Raw genomic sequence first — 16097 nt, forward strand, 5'->3', positions numbered from 1 at the left:
TCAGCGGCTGGAGAGCTTGTCGCCGCGCTCGAAGCGCCAGGTGCGAATGATCTCGACCTGATCGAATTTCTGCGCCAGCTCGCCAGTAAATGGCGCGAAAGGTGCGGCCAGGCGCACGATTCGTAGCGCGGCTTCGTCGAGCACCGGTTGGCCGGACGACTCGATCACGCGCAACTCTTGTACCGTCCCGTCACGGTTGATGGTCACCAGCATGCGCAGGCTCCCGTAGATCTGCTGGCGACGCGCTTCGTCCGGGTAGTTGAGATTACCGATGCGTTCAACCTTCTTGCGCCACTCATCGCGATACCAGGCGCTGATGTCGCGCATGGTGGCAGCGCTATTCTGCCGGCTGACCCTTGGGCGTTTGGCATAGCGCTCGACTTCCTGTGCCAGCTCGGCTTCGAGGCTGGCGATTTCGGCGCTCAGCTGAGAGCTGTCGAATGCCGGAGCAGCCTGCGGCTCGGGTTGCGGCTGGGTCTGCTGCTTGGTATCGGCCTTGTCCGGCTGCCGGCTGCGGGTGGTGACGACTGTTTTCGCCGGTTCCGGTTGCGTGCTGCGCGGTGGTGCCGCCGGTGGCGTTACCTTGCGTACCTCGGTGTCCTGAAAGGGCGCCTGCTCGGTGGTCTTTGGCGACGCCTTGTGCTCCAGCGTGCCGCTGCCCTGCTGGTTGTCCTGGGCGAGAAAGTCTGCTTCCTTGGGTTTCTCCTCGCTCTTGAACGTTGACAGGGTGATTTCCAGTGTCTTGCTGATCTGTTTTGGTTCGGACAGCGTGAAACCCAGGCCGAGAATAAGGGCCAGGTGCAATGCAGCAGCCAGAAAAAGCGTGAAGCCGAGCCGGTCCGCGGGGCGGACTCGGGTAGTTTCAGGCGCGGGTTGGCGGATAGCGGCGTTCATTGCAGGTCGGGTCGGCTCGAAGTGCCGCGCAGTCTGCCGGCTTTGAGCTCGGAGCCGCAAGCTCCAAGCTCAAAGCTGTTAGCTGGTTCAAGCTTGCAGCTTGCCCGCGATCGCGTCCATGAGGCGCTCGCCGATTCGGGTATCAAAGGCGTTGTCGATTTCGCGGATGCAGGTGGGGCTGGTGATGTTGATTTCGGTGAGGTAGTCACCGATTACGTCCAGACCGACAAACAGCAGGCCGCGCTTGCGCAATTCCGGGCCGACGATTGCAGCGATCTCGCGATCACGGTCCGATAGCGGCTGCGCTACACCTCGCCCGCCCGCGGCGAGATTGCCACGTGTTTCACCCGCTGCGGGAATCCGTGCCAGGCAATAGGGAATCGGCTCTCCATCGATCATCAGGATGCGCTTGTCGCCGTCCTTGATGGCGGGGATGTAGCGCTGCGCCATGATCTGTCGGCTGCCGTGCTCGGTCAGTACCTCGAGAATGACGGACAGGTTGGGGTCGCCTTCGCGATGACGAAAAATCGAGGCGCCGCCCATCTCGTCGAGGGGTTTGAGAATGATGTCACGGTGCTCGCGGGCGAAGTCGCGGAGAATGTCCGAGCGCCGACTGACCAGTGTCGGAGGCGTGCATTGCGGAAATTGCGTGGCGAAAAATTTTTCGTTGCAGTCGCGCAGGCTGTGCGGTCGGTTGACTACCAGCGTTCCCGCCTTTTCCGCCAGCTCCAGCAGATAGGTTGCGTAGATATACTCGCTGTTGAATGGCGGATCCTTGCGCATGAGGATCACGTTCAGGTCAGCAAGGGCTGCGTCGATTTCCTCATCCGTCTCGAACCAGTGCTGCAGGTCGTTGAATACCCGTAGCGGACGCATGCGTGCACGAGCCTGGTTGCCGAGCTGATAAAGATCGCGTTGCTCCATATAAAACAGTGTCCAGCCGCGCGCCTGGGCCGCCAGCAGCATGGCCAGCGAGCTGTCCTTCTTGAAGGCGATCTGCGCGATAGGGTCCATGATGATCCCGACGCGAACGGTCATGAGGTGTTCTCCGGCAGTGGGCGGCGGGCCGCCAGTGGCTCAAAAATGTCGCTGCAGATTGGCCGCGGTTGTGCACTGGGTCAAGGAAAATCCGGATGCTTTTCCGGTTGATAGCGTGTGCATGAGGAGTGTGCTAAAAAGGTCCGGCGATTGGGTGCAGCCCATCGGTGGCAGGGCCTCCGGCGCACTGACATAACGATAAACTACGACTCACCGAGGCGATGGTAGGGCGAAATGGAACAGCACTCCGAGGGCTTGAAGGTCATGGTGATCGACGATTCGAAAACGATTCGTCGTACCGCTGAAACCCTGCTGAAGAAAGTAGGATGCGATGTCATCACCGCAGTGGACGGTTTCGATGCGCTCGCCAAGATTGCGGATACTCATCCCCGCATCATCTTCGTCGATATTATGATGCCCAGGCTGGACGGATATCAGACCTGCGCGTTGATCAAGAACAACAGCTCCTTCAAGTCGACGCCGGTGATCATGCTGTCTTCCAAAGATGGCCTGTTCGATAAGGCGAAAGGGCGTATTGTCGGCTCCGATCAATACCTCACCAAGCCGTTCAGCAAAGAAGAGCTGCTCGGTGCGATCAAGGCTCATGTCCCTGACTTCGCACCGGTGGAGCAAGCATCCTGAAGTTCGGCATTGTTTGCCGCTGAAGCCTTCCTATGGAGAAATCATGGCTCGCGTTCTGATTGTTGATGATTCGCCGACCGAAATGTACAAGCTCACCGCCATGCTGGAAAAGCACGGCCATGTGGTGCTGAAAGCCGAGAATGGTGCCGATGGCGTTGCGCTGGCACGCCAGGAAAAACCGGACGCCGTGCTGATGGATATCGTCATGCCGGGGCTGAATGGTTTCCAGGCCACGCGTCAGCTGACCAAAGATTCTGAAACCAGTCACATTCCGGTGATCATCGTTACCACCAAGGATCAGGAAACCGATAAGGTCTGGGGCAAACGCCAAGGGGCGAAGGATTACCTGACCAAGCCGGTGGACGAAGCCACATTGCTGAAAACCCTGAATGCCGTTCTGGCGGGCTGACGCCGGGGTAGCCAACACTCGGACAAAGGGACGTGGCCAGCATGGCTGACATGCAAACGCCGTTTCAGCAGCTGCTGGAGCTAGATAAGCGATGCCGCCTGTACGCGGCGGGCCTGCCTTCTCAGCAGGAAGCCGTACAGACCTGGGGAGGGATCGGCTTCCGAATGGGGGGGCGTTTGTTCGTCGCTCCAATGGGCGAGGTCGGTGAAATTCTTCATGAGCCCCGTTACACCCTGCTTCCTGGCGTCAAGAGCTGGGTCAAGGGGGTGGCAAACGTCCGCGGCAGGTTGTTGCCGGTGATGGATCTTTGCGGCTACTTCGGCTTGGAGCTTTCGCCTTTGCGCAAGCAGCGCAGGGTGCTGGTGGTCGATCATCAGGAAGTGTTTGCCGGCCTTACCGTTGACGAAGTCTTCGGCATGCAGCACTTCCCGGTAGAAGCTTTTTCGGAGGAGTTGCCTCCGATCGAAGCATCGATTCAGCCGTTTATTCATGGTGTGTTTCAGCGCGAGCAGCCCTGGCTGGTCTTCAGCCCGCACGCACTGGCGACGCATCAGGCGTTTTTAGACGTCGCTTTTTAGTTGTAGGTGGGTCGACCAAGGTCGGCCTTTTGGTTCTTGGATGGAAGCGCACGGGGGTCCAGGCGGGGGCCGGATAATGATCAAAATAAATGCTAATGCTCTATTGAGTGGGGTGCGCAGCAATACGCTGACCACCGGTTTGTTCGTCGTATTGGTCGTTTCGATCGTATTGCTGTTCGCGAACTTCGCGTACGTCAATACGCAGGCGGATTACGACAACGAATACATCGCTCACGCGGGAGAGCTGCGCGTACTGTCCCAGCAGATCGCCAAGGATGCTGTGGAAGCGGCAACGGGCACCCAGGAAGCGTTTGCTTCTCTGAAGCAGGCCCGTAATGACTTCAACCAGCGCTGGGGCTACCTGTCGCAAGGCAACGAAAGCATCGGCCTGCCCGCCGTGCCCGAGTCGCTGCGCACGGAAGTCAACGCGGTGGAGCAGGACTGGAACACGCTACGTCGTGATACCGACGCCATTCTTTCCAGTGAGCAGACCGTCCTTTCGTTGCACCAGGTAGCCAGTACTCTGGCCGAAACCATTCCCCAGCTACAGGTCGAGTACGAGGAAGTCGTCGATATTCTGTTGGAGAGTGGTGCGCCTGCCGCTCAGGTGTCGGTGGCCCAGCGCCAGTCGCTGCTCGCCGAACGTATTCTCGGCTCGGTAAACAAGGTTCTTTCCGGTGACCAGGACTCGGTTCAGGCGGCGGATATGTTTGGTCGTGATGCCAGTTTGTTCGGTCGCGTATTGAACGCGATGATCGAAGGCAACGTCGCGATGGGGATTACCGCTGTAGCCGATGAAGAGGCACGGGATCGTCTCTCCGAGATCGCCGAACTCTTCCAGTTCGTATCCGGCTCGGTGGATGAGATTCTCGAAACGTCGCCCGAGCTGTTCCAGGTGCGCGAGTCGGCGAACAGCATCTTCGAAGTCTCTCAGACCCTGCTGGACAAGACATCCGCGCTGTCGCAAGGCCTGCAGAACCGTGCCGATGCCCGCTACCTGAACACCATTGTTGGTTATGTGCTCGGTGCATTGGCGCTGGCGTCCATCATCCTGATCGGCCTGGTGATGGTTCAGGAGACACGTCGCCGCCTGAGCGAAACCGCCGAGAAGAACGAACGTAACCAGGCCGCGATTCTGCGACTGCTGGACGAAATCGGTGACCTCGCTGACGGTGACCTGACGGTAGCCGCCACCGTAACCGAAGACTTCACCGGTGCGATCGCTGACTCGATCAACTACTCCATCGACCAGCTGCGCGAACTGGTAGCCACCATTAACCAGACCGCGGTACAGGTATCGGGCGCCGCCCAGGAAACCCAGGCGACGGCCATGCACCTCGCCGAGGCCTCCGAGCATCAGGCGCAGGAGATCGCCGGTGCGTCGGCGGCAATCAACGAAATGGCCGTTTCCATTGACCAGGTATCGGCCAACGCCGCGGAGTCGTCGGCGGTAGCGGAGCGCTCGGTAGCCATTGCCAACAAGGGCAACGAGGTGGTGCACAACACCATCACTGGTATGGATAACATCCGCGAGCAGATTCAGGACACCTCCAAGCGAATCAAGCGACTTGGCGAATCGTCTCAGGAGATCGGTGACATCGTCAGCCTGATTAACGACATTGCCGACCAGACCAACATTCTCGCACTCAACGCTGCAATCCAGGCATCCATGGCTGGCGACGCGGGTCGAGGCTTCGCGGTGGTAGCCGACGAGGTTCAGCGCCTCGCAGAGCGTTCTTCGGCAGCGACCAAGCAGATCGAGGCGCTGGTGAAGACCATTCAGACCGACACCAACGAGGCGGTCATCTCGATGGAACAGACCACCTCGGAAGTAGTGCGCGGTGCGCGTCTGGCGCAGGACGCCGGTGTGGCACTGGAAGAGATCGAAAAGGTATCCAAGACGCTTGCGGCGCTCATCCAGAACATCTCCAACGCGGCCCGTCAGCAGGCTTCGTCGGCAGGCCACATCTCCAACACCATGAACGTGATCCAGGAGATCACCTCGCAGACCTCATCGGGTACCACCGCAACGGCGAAAAGCATTGGTAATTTGGCCAAGATGGCCAACGAGATGCGCCATTCCGTTTCCGGCTTTACCCTGCCGGATGCTCCGGATCAGGCCTGATTTGAGGGGTGCGGCAGTCGTTTGATGGCTGCCGCTGATGATCACGAGCGAGGGGCAGGGCATGCAGCCGAGGTTTGACTGGGCATTGGAGCCCTTGGCCGATATGTCGCCGACGGAGTTCCATGACTGGCAGACGCTCCTCGAAGAGCGCTCCGGCATGGTCGTTAGCGAACGCAGGCGCAGCTTCCTGCAGACCAACCTGAGTGCTCGCATGCGCGAGGTCGGTGCTCCCGACTACGCCAGCTACTATCGGCAGGTCACCTCTGGTCCTCGTGGTGCGGTTGAGTGGTCGACGCTCATGGACAGGTTGACCGTGCAGGAAACGCGTTTTTTTCGGCACCCTGCTTCGTTTGAACTGCTCGATGGCTATCTCCGGCAGCGCGTAGAACAGGGTGCGCTCGAGCGACCCCTCGCCTTGTGGAGTGTAGGTTGCGCCAGTGGCGAAGAAACGTTTTCGCTGGCCATGGCTACTGCAGAAGTACTGGCCGGATGCGACCTCAATGGCGGCTTCGGCGTAACCGGAACCGATATCAGTCTGAGTGCCCTGGCGAAGTCCCGTGCCGGAATCTATGGCGCTCGCAAACTGGAGCAGGTCGAGACGCCGTTGCGCGAGCGCTATTTTCTACCGCTGCCCGATGCTCGTTTTCAGATCATTCCCGACCTGGCTGCACGTGTGTGCTTTGCCAGGCTCAATGTGCTTGAACTGGCCAACTCGCCAGTGTCCGGCATGGACGTCATTTTTTGTCAGAACTTGCTGATCTACTTCCGCCGCTGGCGTCGCCGAGAGATCCTCAACCGCCTGGCGGATTGCCTGGTCCCTGGGGGATTGCTGGTGATTGGCGTAGGTGAAGTGGTTGGTTGGCAGCATCCGGAATTGCTTCCGGTGGCCAACGATCAGGTTCTGGCTTTTACCCGGAAAAGTTTATGAGCGGAGTCGCTATGGGTGATCGGCACGATTATGTCGCCCTGGAGTGGGTGAAAGGCGAGATTGCCGAAACGCTTAAGCAGGCGCGTCAGGCCTTGGAGGCGTTCGTCGAGAACCCTCAAGACTCGACTCGGATGCGCTTTTGCCTGACCTACGTACACCAGGTCCATGGCACTCTGCAGATGGTCGAGTTCTTTGGCGCGGCCTTGCTTGCCGAGGAAATGGAACAGCTGGCCCGCGCGCTGTTGGAGGGCCGCGTCACGAACCAGGGCGAAGCGCTCGAGGTCATGATGCAGGCGATCCTGCAGTTGCCCGCCTATCTGGATCGCATTCAGAGCGCCCGGCGCGACCTGCCGATGGTGGTCCTCCCGCTGCTAAACGATCTTCGTGCCGCTCGCGGCGAAAAGCTTCTTTCCGAAACCAGTCTTTTTTCGCCGGACCTTTCCGGCCGAGCTCCAGCGTTGCCCCAGGAGTCGGTCGACCGCCTGCGCACGAATGAGCTGCCGGCGCTGCTGCGCAAGTTACGGCAGATGCTGCAGGTGGCTCTGGTCGGCGTGATCCGTAATCAGGATCTGCCGACGAACCTGGGCTACATGGCCCGGGTGTTCGCGCGACTGGAAGTGCTCTGCAAGGATGCACCACTGGAAGCGTTGTGGCAGATCGCGTCAGGTATGGTCGAAGGCCTGGCCAGCGGAGAGGTAAGCCACGGCACCTCGGTTCGCACCCTGTTGCGCCAGGTCGACAAGCAGCTCAAACGGCTGGTCGAGGAAGGTGCAGACGGCCTGAATCAGGCTGCTCCCGATGAGCTGATCAAGAACCTGCTGTTCTACGTCGCCAAGGCGCCGGGCCAGACTCCGCGCATCCAGTCGCTCAAGCAGCAATACCGCCTCGACGAAGCACTGCCGGACAGTGCCGTGGTCGATCAGGAGCGTGCCCAGCTGGCAGGCCCGGACCGGGGTGCGATGCGCTCGGTGGTGGCTGCGCTTTGTGAAGAGCTGGTGCGGGTAAAGGATAGCCTTGACCTGTTCGTGCGCAGTGATCGCAAGATCATCGGCGATCTCGCCAGCCTTGAAGTGCCGCTCAAGCAGATTGCCGACACCTTGGCTGTTCTGGGCTTTGCACAACCACGCAAGATCGTGCTCGACCAGATAGTCCTCGTACAGTCCGTTGCGCAGGGTCGGCAGGCGCCTGATGACGCTGTGCTGATGGATATCGCCGGGGCGCTGCTGTACGTCGAAGCCACCTTGGCTGGCATGGTCGGAGGTCCGGTTGAGGAACGCAACGAAGCCAGCCACCTGCCGACCACCGATGTCGCTCAGATCCACCAACTGGTGATTCGTGAAGCGCGCAATGGCCTGGAGCAGGCCAAGGACGCGATCATCGAGTTCATCGCGTCCCAGTGGAACCACGAGCATCTTGCACGGGTGCCGGAGCTGCTGACACAGGTTCGTGGCGGGCTGGCGATGATCCCCCTGGAGCGCGCCGCGGCTTTGCTGCAGGCCTGTAATGGCTATATCCAGGACCAGCTCCTGGCCCGCAAGGCCGTGCCGGATTGGCAGAGTCTGGATACCCTGGCCGACGCCATTACCAGCGTCGAGTATTACCTCGAACGCCTTTCCGAGGATTGCGGTACACAGGGTGACCTGATTCTGGACGTCGCGGAAGAAAGTCTGCAGAACCTTGGTTATTCGCTGGGAGGTGCGCGGCCAGTTGAAGCTGAGGCTGCGCCGGTGGCAACCGACTTGGCCGACCCGCTGGATGAAATCGAAGTGTTACCCGAGGAGCTGGCTTCGGATGAACTCAAGTTCGTCCCGGCTCCCCAGGATGAACTTCAGGCTCCTGCGCAGGCCGGGCTTGCGAGCGAGCCGCAAGTGTTGTTCGGCATTGATACGCAAGCCGACGGCGCCGACGAAGAAACTGGGACCGGGTCCGAATGGACGTTGGAAGAGCTGCCCGATGATGAAGAAATCATCTTCAGCCTGCCTGACGACGTCCAGGCGCCTGAGATGCTGCCCGTGGATGATGAGCCCGTCCTGAGTGACTGGAGCGAGGCACAGGTTGCCGAACTCGATCTTCCGGACGTGACACTGCCGGAATATAGCGAAGCTGAGCCTTCTGTTGCTGAGCCAGAGCCCGCGCTCAGCCTGGAACAGGTCATGGCGGCACCGGTCGCAGCCATAAATCCGCCAGCCCAGGACGTCCCGCCCAGCCTGTTGCCACCACCCGAAGACGAGGAGCCGGTCGACGAGGATCTGCTTGAAGTTTTCATCGAGGAGGCTGCAGAGGTACTGGAAACCATTGGCGAGCAGTTGCCGCGCTGGTTTGCTGATACCGACGACAAGGAGGCGCTGGGTGAAGTCCGCCGAGCCTTCCATACGCTCAAAGGCAGCGGGCGAATGGTACGTGCGCTGATCATTGGCGAACTTGCCTGGTCCATCGAGAACCTGCTCAACCGCGTTCTGGATCGCAGCATCCAGGCCACCGATTCAGTCAAGCAGGTGGTGACCGGAGTCATCGCGCTGATGCCCGCGCTGGTCGACGAATTTGCAGCCAAGGCACAGCGTCAGCGCGACGATGTCGATCAGTTGGCGGCTGCCGCGCATGCACTGGCAAAGGGGCAGCCGGCGGTACTGTCGCAGCCTGCGGAGACGCCTGCGGCGCCAGCGGAAGACTCGTCCCCAGACGCCTTTTCGGCCGACGATGACGCACTCGACCCTCAGCTGCTGGAAATCTTCCGCAACGAAGCCGAGGCGCATCTGACAACGCTGGTCAGTTTCCTTGCCGATTGTGCTCAGCGTCTGCCTCAGCCCGTTACCGATGCGCTGCAGCGCGCGTTGCATACGCTCAAGGGCAGTGCGCACATGGCCGGCATTCTGCCCGTCGCGGAGATCGCAACACCGCTGGAAAAGATGGTCAAGGAGTTCAAAACCAACCTGATTCAGATGGATCTGGCGGAAGCTGAACTGCTGCATGAAGCCGAGCTGCTGTTGCGCAAAGGGTTGGCCAATCTCGACCATGAGCCGCTGGCGCCGATCGAAGGTGCCCCCGAGTTTCTGCTCAAGGTTCATTCCCTGCATCAGGCAAGGCTGGTGGAAGCCGGTGCTCGTCAGCACAACGATGCAGGTGAAGCTCGCGATCCGAACATGATTGCGCTGTTCCTCTCCGAAGGCATGGATATCCTGCTGGATGCCGAAGACTTGCTGCGCAGCTGGCGCGCGCATCCGGCCGAGCGTCAGGAGCTTTCGGCGCTGCTACAGGAGCTGACAACGCTCGGGCAGGGCGCGAAGATGGCCGATCTGCCGCAGATGGAGGCGCTGTGCCAGGTGCTGCTGCGTTTGTACGCGGTGGTGGAGGAGGGTCGCCTGGCGGTCAGCGAGCGATTCTTCGACGATGTCGAGCAAGGGCATGAGGCACTGGTTGGCATGATGGACCAGGTTGCTGCCGCGCTGCAGGTCAGCGAACAGTCGGAACTGGTCGCGCGGCTTGAAGCGCTACTCGCCGAAGCCGTCGATCCGCTGTTGCTGGAGCAACCTTTTGCGCAATCAGGGGAGCCGGATCAGGTTGCAGTATCGATTGAAGCGCCACTGACACTCTTGCCAGCCGAAGCCGAAGCCGAAGCCGAAGCCGAAGCCGAAGCCGAAGCCGAAGCCGAAGCGTGGCCGATCGAGGATGCGCCCGCTGACGAGGAGCAGGACGAGCTTGATCATGAAATGGTCGAGATTTTCCTCGACGAAGCGGTCGATCTTATGGAGAGCGCTGGCCATGCGCTCGATCGCTGGCTTGCTGATCCAGCCAACCAGATGGCGCTATCAGCCCTGCTGCGCGATCTTCATACCCTCAAGGGCGGCGCCCGTATGGCTGCCATTCGCCCCATTGGCGATCTGGCCCATGAGTTGGAATCGCTTTACGAAGGGCTTTCCGACGGACGCTATGTCCATTCGCAAGAACTCGCGACTCTGCTGCAGCGAAGCCATGACCACCTGGCACTGCAGCTAGAGCAGTTGCAGCGCGAAATGCCCATGAGTTGCGCCGATGCGCTGATCGAATCGATGCAAGCCTTTCGCCAGGGAGTCCTGCCGGTATTCGAGCCCATCGAGGTGAACGACGCCAGTCAGCCTCTCCCTGTTGATGATCCGTTGCTGAACGAAGAACTGCTCACGACCGAATACGAGGGCGACCAGCCGCAGGACGAGCCGCTTTCCTCTGACTCGCTCGATATCTCGCTGTTGGAGAACGAGGACGATTTACCTGAGGCGCAGGAGCAAGCTGCGGAGGTAGAGCTTCACGCTGTCGATGCGTCGCCCGACGAAGGCCTCGACGAAATCGGATTCAGCCTTCCGGAAGTGGAAGAGGCTCCAGCGCCGCTCGACGACATGTCCAGTCCGGTACAAAGCGATGTCGAGCGTGATCCGGAACTGGTGGAAATATTCCTCGAAGAAGGTTTCGATCTCATCGAAAGCGCTGCAGGTGGTTTGCAGCGTTGGATGGCTGACGTCGATAACAGTTTCGAGCTCGAGGCGCTGCAGCGGGATCTGCATACCCTCAAAGGCGGCGCGCGGATGGCGGATATCCGCGAGATCGGCGATCTGTCCCATGAGCTCGAGTTTCTCTACGAAGGGTTGTGCGCGGGTAACTACCGTGCCAGTCCTGAGTTGTTCGGCCTGCTGCAGGCCTGCCAGGACCGCCTGGCGGAAATGCTCGAAGCCGTGCGGGCCCACCAGCCGGTTCCCACCGGTGAAGCCCTGATCGAAACGATCCGGCGTTTTCGCAACAACCCCGAAGAGCAGCTGAGCATTCCCAGCAGCGTTTCGCTGAAGGCGGCTCAGGACGATGCACAGCAGTCCGCCGAAGCTGAAATCCTCGATATCTTCGTCGAGGAAGCTGACGATCTGCTGGAGGAAATGGAATCGGCGCTCGGTCGTTGGGATGCCGGCCGTGAAGACGCAGCGCCCCTGGCCGACATGCTGCGCGTGCTGCATACGTTGAAGGGTGGAGCGCGCCTGGCTGGGCAGACTGACCTGGGCAACATGGCCCATGATCTGGAGCAGATGCTTGGTGAGGCGCAGCAGCAAGGCGCCCCCTGGCCGGATAGTCTGTTCCTCGATGTCCAGCAGGGTTATGACGCGTTGCTGAAAGATGTCGAACAACTTCGCGCGAGCCTGGCGAGTGAAGGTGACGAAAGCAGCGCTGGTAGCGAAGCGTCACAGCCTGAAGCGCAGGATATCGAGCCACAACTGCCGAGCGAGCCGCTGATGCTCGCGCAGCCGATCGTCGCAGCCAGCACTCAGCCCACGCCGAGCAGCAGCCCCGCCAAGGTGTTGCCATTCATTAGACGTGCGCAGCTGGCAGCCCAGGAGGCGGCAGCACGACGCGCGCCGCAGGAGTTGGTCAAGGTACCCGCAGACCTGTTGGAGGGCCTGGTCAACCTGGCCGGTGAGACATCGATCTTCCGCGGGCGGGTCGAGCAGCAGGTCAGTGACGTCGGTTTCACTCTCGGCGAGATGGAGGCGACCATCGAGCGGGTGCGCGACCAGTTGCGTCGTTTGGATACCGAAACCCAGGCGCAGATTCTCAGCCGTTACCAGGCCGAGGCCGAACGCGCCGGTTATGACGATTTCGATCCGTTGGAAATGGACCGCCACTCACAGTTGCAGCAGCTCTCGCGTGCACTGTTCGAGTCAGCGTCCGACTTGCTCGACCTCAAAGAAACCCTGGCTGCGCGTAACCGTGACGCCGAAACCCTGCTGTTGCAGCAGGCGCGGGTCAATACCGAGCTTCAGGAAGGTCTCATGCGTACCCGCATGGTGCCGTTCGAGCGACTGGTTCCGCGTCTGCGCCGTATCGTGCGGCAGGTCGCGGGTGAGCTCGGCAAGCAGGTCGAATTCATGGTCGGCAACGCCACCGGCGAAATGGACCGCAGCGTACTTGAGCGGATCGTCGCGCCGCTGGAGCACATGCTGCGTAACGCCGTCGACCATGGCATCGAGTCGGTGGAGCGCCGTCGCGCTGTCGGCAAGCCCGAGCAGGGCACCATCCGCCTGGATCTGGCGCGCGAGGGTGGCGACATCGTTCTGACGCTGGCCGATGACGGCGCCGGTATCAATCTGGACGCAGTACGGCGCAAGGCGATCGAGCGCGGTCTGATGGTGGCCGATAGCGACCTTTCCGAGCACGAGATTCTGCAGTTCATCCTGGAAGCCGGTTTTTCCACGGCGGAGCGTGTCACCCAGATATCCGGGCGTGGCGTGGGCATGGACGTGGTGCACTCGGAGGTCAAGCAACTGGGCGGTTCGATGACCATCGAGTCGGCCCTGGGCCAGGGCACGCGCTTCCTGATTCGCCTGCCGTTCACGGTATCCGTCAACCGGGCGCTGATGGTGTATTCCGGCGAGGATCTCTATGCGATTCCACTGAATACCATCGAAGGTATCGTGCGTGTCTCGCCCTACGAGCTGGAGGCGTACTACCAGCCCGACGCGCCGCGGTTCGAATATGCCGGTCAGGCATACGAGCTGCGGTATCTCGGCGATCTCCTTAATAACGGGCAGAAGCCGAAGCTGGTCGGGCAAAGCCTGCCCTTGCCGGTGATCCTGGTCCGTTCGAAAGAGCACAGCGTTGCGGTGCAGGTCGACAGCCTCGCCGGCTCTCGCGAGATCGTGGTGAAGAGCCTCGGCCCGCAGTTCGCCGGCGTCCACGGGATCTCCGGTGCGACGATCCTCGGTGACGGTCGTGTGGTGGTAATTCTCGACCTGCTGGCGACCATCCGTGTGCTGCATGCGCATCAGCTCACTCAGCTGCAACAGCCGCGCTTGTTCGATCAGGCGCAGGAGCCGGTCGAGGTGGAAAGCGAGCGGCCGACACTGGTCATGGTGGTCGATGATTCGGTCACCGTGCGCAAGGTCACCAGTCGTCTACTGGAGCGTAACGGCATGAACGTACTGACCGCCAAGGACGGTGTGGATGCCATTACGCAACTCCAGGAGCGCAAGCCGGACATCATGCTGCTGGACATCGAGATGCCGCGCATGGACGGCTTCGAGGTCGCCACGCTGGTGCGACACGACGAACGCCTGAAGGACCTGCCGATCGTCATGATCACCTCGCGTACTGGCGAGAAGCACCGCGATCGCGCGTTGAGCATCGGCGTCAACGAGTACCTCGGCAAGCCGTACCAGGAGTCGGTATTGCTCGAGGCGATTCAGCGACTGGTCCATGCCGATGTCTGACGTCCTCTGCGCACGCATAGCGGTTCTGGCCGATACCTCGCTGCAGCGCCACGTGCTGCAGCAGGCGCTGACCGGCAGCGGTTATCAGGTCGTGCTGAACAACGACCCGGCGCGTCTGGAGCCCGCCGATCTGGACAGCACCGAAGCCGATCTCTGGCTCGTCGATCTGGCGCAGACCGAGGACTCGCCATTGGTGGATGCGCTGCTGGAGCGAGACACCACGCGGGTGCTGTTCGGTGAAGGGCGTGCGCCGGAGCGCCATTCGGAGTTCTATCCGCGCTGGGAGCGCAGTCTTTTCAGCAAGTTAAAACGCCTGGTGGGCGATCCATCGCGCGCGGTGGGCCCGCGTCTGGATGTGCTGCAGGGCGAAGGGCAGCGCCCGGAACGCCTGACGCTTCCACCGCTGCTGGCCGATACCGCCTTGCTGGCCGGTGAACCGGCTGGTCAGGTATGGCTGCTGGCGGCTTCGCTGGGCGGGCCGGAGGCGGTGAAGGCCTTTCTCGATGCGCTGCCCGGCGGTCTTCCGGTGGGCTTCATCTATGCGCAGCACATCGAAGCCAGCTTCGAATCGGCGCTGTCCCAGGCCGTGGGGCGGCACAGTCAGTGGCAGGTTCGCCAGGTCAGCGCAGGCGAGCCGGTGCGTTGTGGCGAAGTGGTCATCGCGCCCATCGCCGAGGAGCTCGGTTTCCACAGCGATGGCACTACAAGACTGAATGGTCGCTGCTGGCCGGAGCCGTACAGTCCGTCGATCGATCAGATGATGCTGAATCTGGCCCAGCAGTTTGGCGAGCGGTGCGGCGTCATCGCGTTCAGCGGCATGGGCAGTGACGGCAGTGCCGCTGCCGCCTATGTGCTACGCCAGGGCGGTAGGGTCTGGACCCAGCGTGCCGACTCCTGTGCCTGCTCGAGCATGCCGGACAACCTTCGCGAAGGTGGCTACAGCTCCTACAGCGGTGATCCGCGTGAGCTGGCTCAGGCATTGGTCAATCATCTGGTCAATCAGGTCGGCACGCCCACCACGTCTTTCAAACGGGATAATTCATGAGTCAGATGGTCGTTTCTCAGGATGCGGAAAGCCTTACCGGGCTGCTGATGCCACTTGCTGATCGGATGCTGTTGATGCCCAACGTGGCGGTCGCCGAGTTGATTCCCTACCGCGCGCCACAGGCGGTGCAGGGAATGCCGGCCTGGTTTCTCGGTCAGGTGCAATGGCGCGACCTGAGCCTGCCGCTGCTTTCGTTCGAAGCGGCGTCCAGCGGCCAGGCGCAGCCGGTGAGCAACACCGCTCGGGTGGCCGTTCTCAATGCGGTTGGCGGGCGCAATCACGTGAAGTTCATCGCGTTGCTGGTGCAAGGCATTCCGCACTCGATCAAGGTTGATGCCAGTCTGGCGCGTGCGGATGTGGCGCTTGCGCCGCTGGAGCTCGATGCCGTCAACCTCGGCGACGTGCAGGCGCGCATCCCCGATCTGGTCGGTCTGGAACAGAAGCTGGCTGATGCCGGGCTGATCTGATCCCGCCTGGTTGCCAACGCCCCGCTAGAAGTCCCCCCATAATTGCTGCGCCACGCTCAAGGCCACCACTGGTGCGGTCTCGGTGCGCAGCACCCGCGGGCCGAGCCTGGCGGGCAGGAACCCCTGCGCGGCGGCGTGCTCGACTTCGTTTTCGCTCAAACCACCTTCCGGCCCGATCAGAAACGCCAGCGTCTGCGGCTTCGCATGGCTCGCCAGCGGGTCGGCTATCGGATGTAACACCAACTTCAGTTCTGCCTCGACAGTCAGCCAGTCGCGCAGGCTGGTGGGCGCGTGAATGATCGGCAGAACCGACCGGCCACATTGCTCGCAGGCGCTGATCGCTATCTGCCGCCAGTGAGCCAGGCGTTTGTCGGCACGCTCGTCGTTGAGGCGAACCTCGCAGCGCTCGCTGATGATCGGAGTAATCTGCGCGACGCCCAGCTCGGTGGCCTTCTGAATCGCCCAATCCATCCGCTCGCCGCGCGACAGTCCCTGGCCCAGATGTATCTGTAGCGCCGACTCCGGCATGCCGTTCAGGCGCTCGCGCAGTTCGACGGTGACGGATTTCTTGCCGACCTCCACCAGTTCTCCGAGAAACTCGTAGCCGCTGCCGTCGAACAGTTGCACGGCACTGCCGGCGGCAAGGCGCAGCACCCGACTGATGTAGTGGGCCGATGCTTCAGGCAGCGGATGCTGACCGAGAGAGAGCGGAGCGTCGATGAAGAAGCGGGATAGGCGCATAGGGCAG

11 protein-coding genes are annotated in these 16097 nt (G+C 61.3%); 8 read left to right on the forward strand and 3 right to left on the reverse strand.

The annotated features are described in order from the left end of the window. Entirely contained in the window at positions 1 to 894 is an 894-nt protein-coding gene (locus tag EA798_RS01320; protein ID WP_106157299.1) for an energy transducer TonB, read from the reverse strand. Between the two features lie 87 nt (positions 895 to 981). After that, positions 982 to 1932 carry a glutathione synthase gene (gene gshB / locus EA798_RS01325; RefSeq protein WP_122097791.1) on the reverse strand — a complete coding sequence of 317 codons (951 nt, stop codon included), beginning with the start codon at positions 1930 to 1932 and terminating at the stop codon, positions 982 to 984. A gap of 234 nt (positions 1933 to 2166) precedes the next feature. Here gshB and pilG point away from each other — a divergent pair, with 234 nt between their 5' ends. The 8 genes from pilG (at position 2167) to EA798_RS01365 (ending at position 15349) form a co-directional block, all read left to right on the forward strand. After that, a complete protein-coding gene (gene pilG / locus EA798_RS01330) occupies positions 2167 to 2574 on the forward strand; it encodes a twitching motility response regulator PilG (protein ID WP_003282729.1) in 408 nt (135 codons plus the stop codon). Positions 2575 to 2617: 43 nt separating this feature from the next. Then, the gene (gene pilH / locus EA798_RS01335; RefSeq protein ID WP_003297216.1) at positions 2618 to 2983 is read left to right on the forward strand and encodes a twitching motility response regulator PilH; all 366 of its coding nucleotides are present in this window, start codon (positions 2618 to 2620) and stop codon (positions 2981 to 2983) included. 41 nt (positions 2984 to 3024) lie between these two features. Beyond that, positions 3025 to 3561, forward strand: a complete 537-nt coding sequence (locus EA798_RS01340; RefSeq protein WP_038656183.1) for a chemotaxis protein CheW — start codon at positions 3025 to 3027, stop codon at positions 3559 to 3561. A 76-nt stretch (positions 3562 to 3637) separates the two neighbouring features. Continuing rightward, positions 3638 to 5686, forward strand: coding sequence for a methyl-accepting chemotaxis protein (locus EA798_RS01345; protein WP_122097792.1), 2049 nt, complete (start codon positions 3638 to 3640; stop codon positions 5684 to 5686). Between the two features lie 61 nt (positions 5687 to 5747). After that, entirely contained in the window at positions 5748 to 6614 is an 867-nt protein-coding gene (locus tag EA798_RS01350; RefSeq protein ID WP_106158793.1) for a CheR family methyltransferase, read from the forward strand. Between the two features lie 11 nt (positions 6615 to 6625). Then, entirely contained in the window at positions 6626 to 13837 is a 7212-nt protein-coding gene (locus EA798_RS01355; protein ID WP_122097793.1) for an Hpt domain-containing protein, read from the forward strand. Then, entirely contained in the window at positions 13830 to 14882 is a 1053-nt protein-coding gene (locus EA798_RS01360) for a chemotaxis protein CheB (RefSeq protein WP_106158794.1), read from the forward strand. Before EA798_RS01355 ends, EA798_RS01360 begins: the two co-directional genes overlap by 8 nt. Beyond that, positions 14879 to 15349 (forward strand): chemotaxis protein CheW, encoded by a 471-nt coding sequence (locus tag EA798_RS01365; RefSeq protein WP_106157303.1) that lies wholly within the window; start codon positions 14879 to 14881, stop codon positions 15347 to 15349. The genes EA798_RS01360 and EA798_RS01365 overlap by 4 nt, the downstream gene beginning before the upstream one ends. A gap of 24 nt (positions 15350 to 15373) precedes the next feature. Here EA798_RS01365 and EA798_RS01370 read toward each other — a convergent pair whose 3' ends face one another. Further along, positions 15374 to 16090, reverse strand: coding sequence for a 16S rRNA (uracil(1498)-N(3))-methyltransferase (locus EA798_RS01370; RefSeq protein WP_122097794.1), 717 nt, complete (start codon positions 16088 to 16090; stop codon positions 15374 to 15376). Positions 16091 to 16097: the final 7 nt, after the last annotated feature.

This window comes from Pseudomonas songnenensis, from assembly GCF_003696315.1.
GTDB lineage: Bacteria > Pseudomonadota > Gammaproteobacteria > Pseudomonadales > Pseudomonadaceae > Stutzerimonas > Stutzerimonas songnenensis.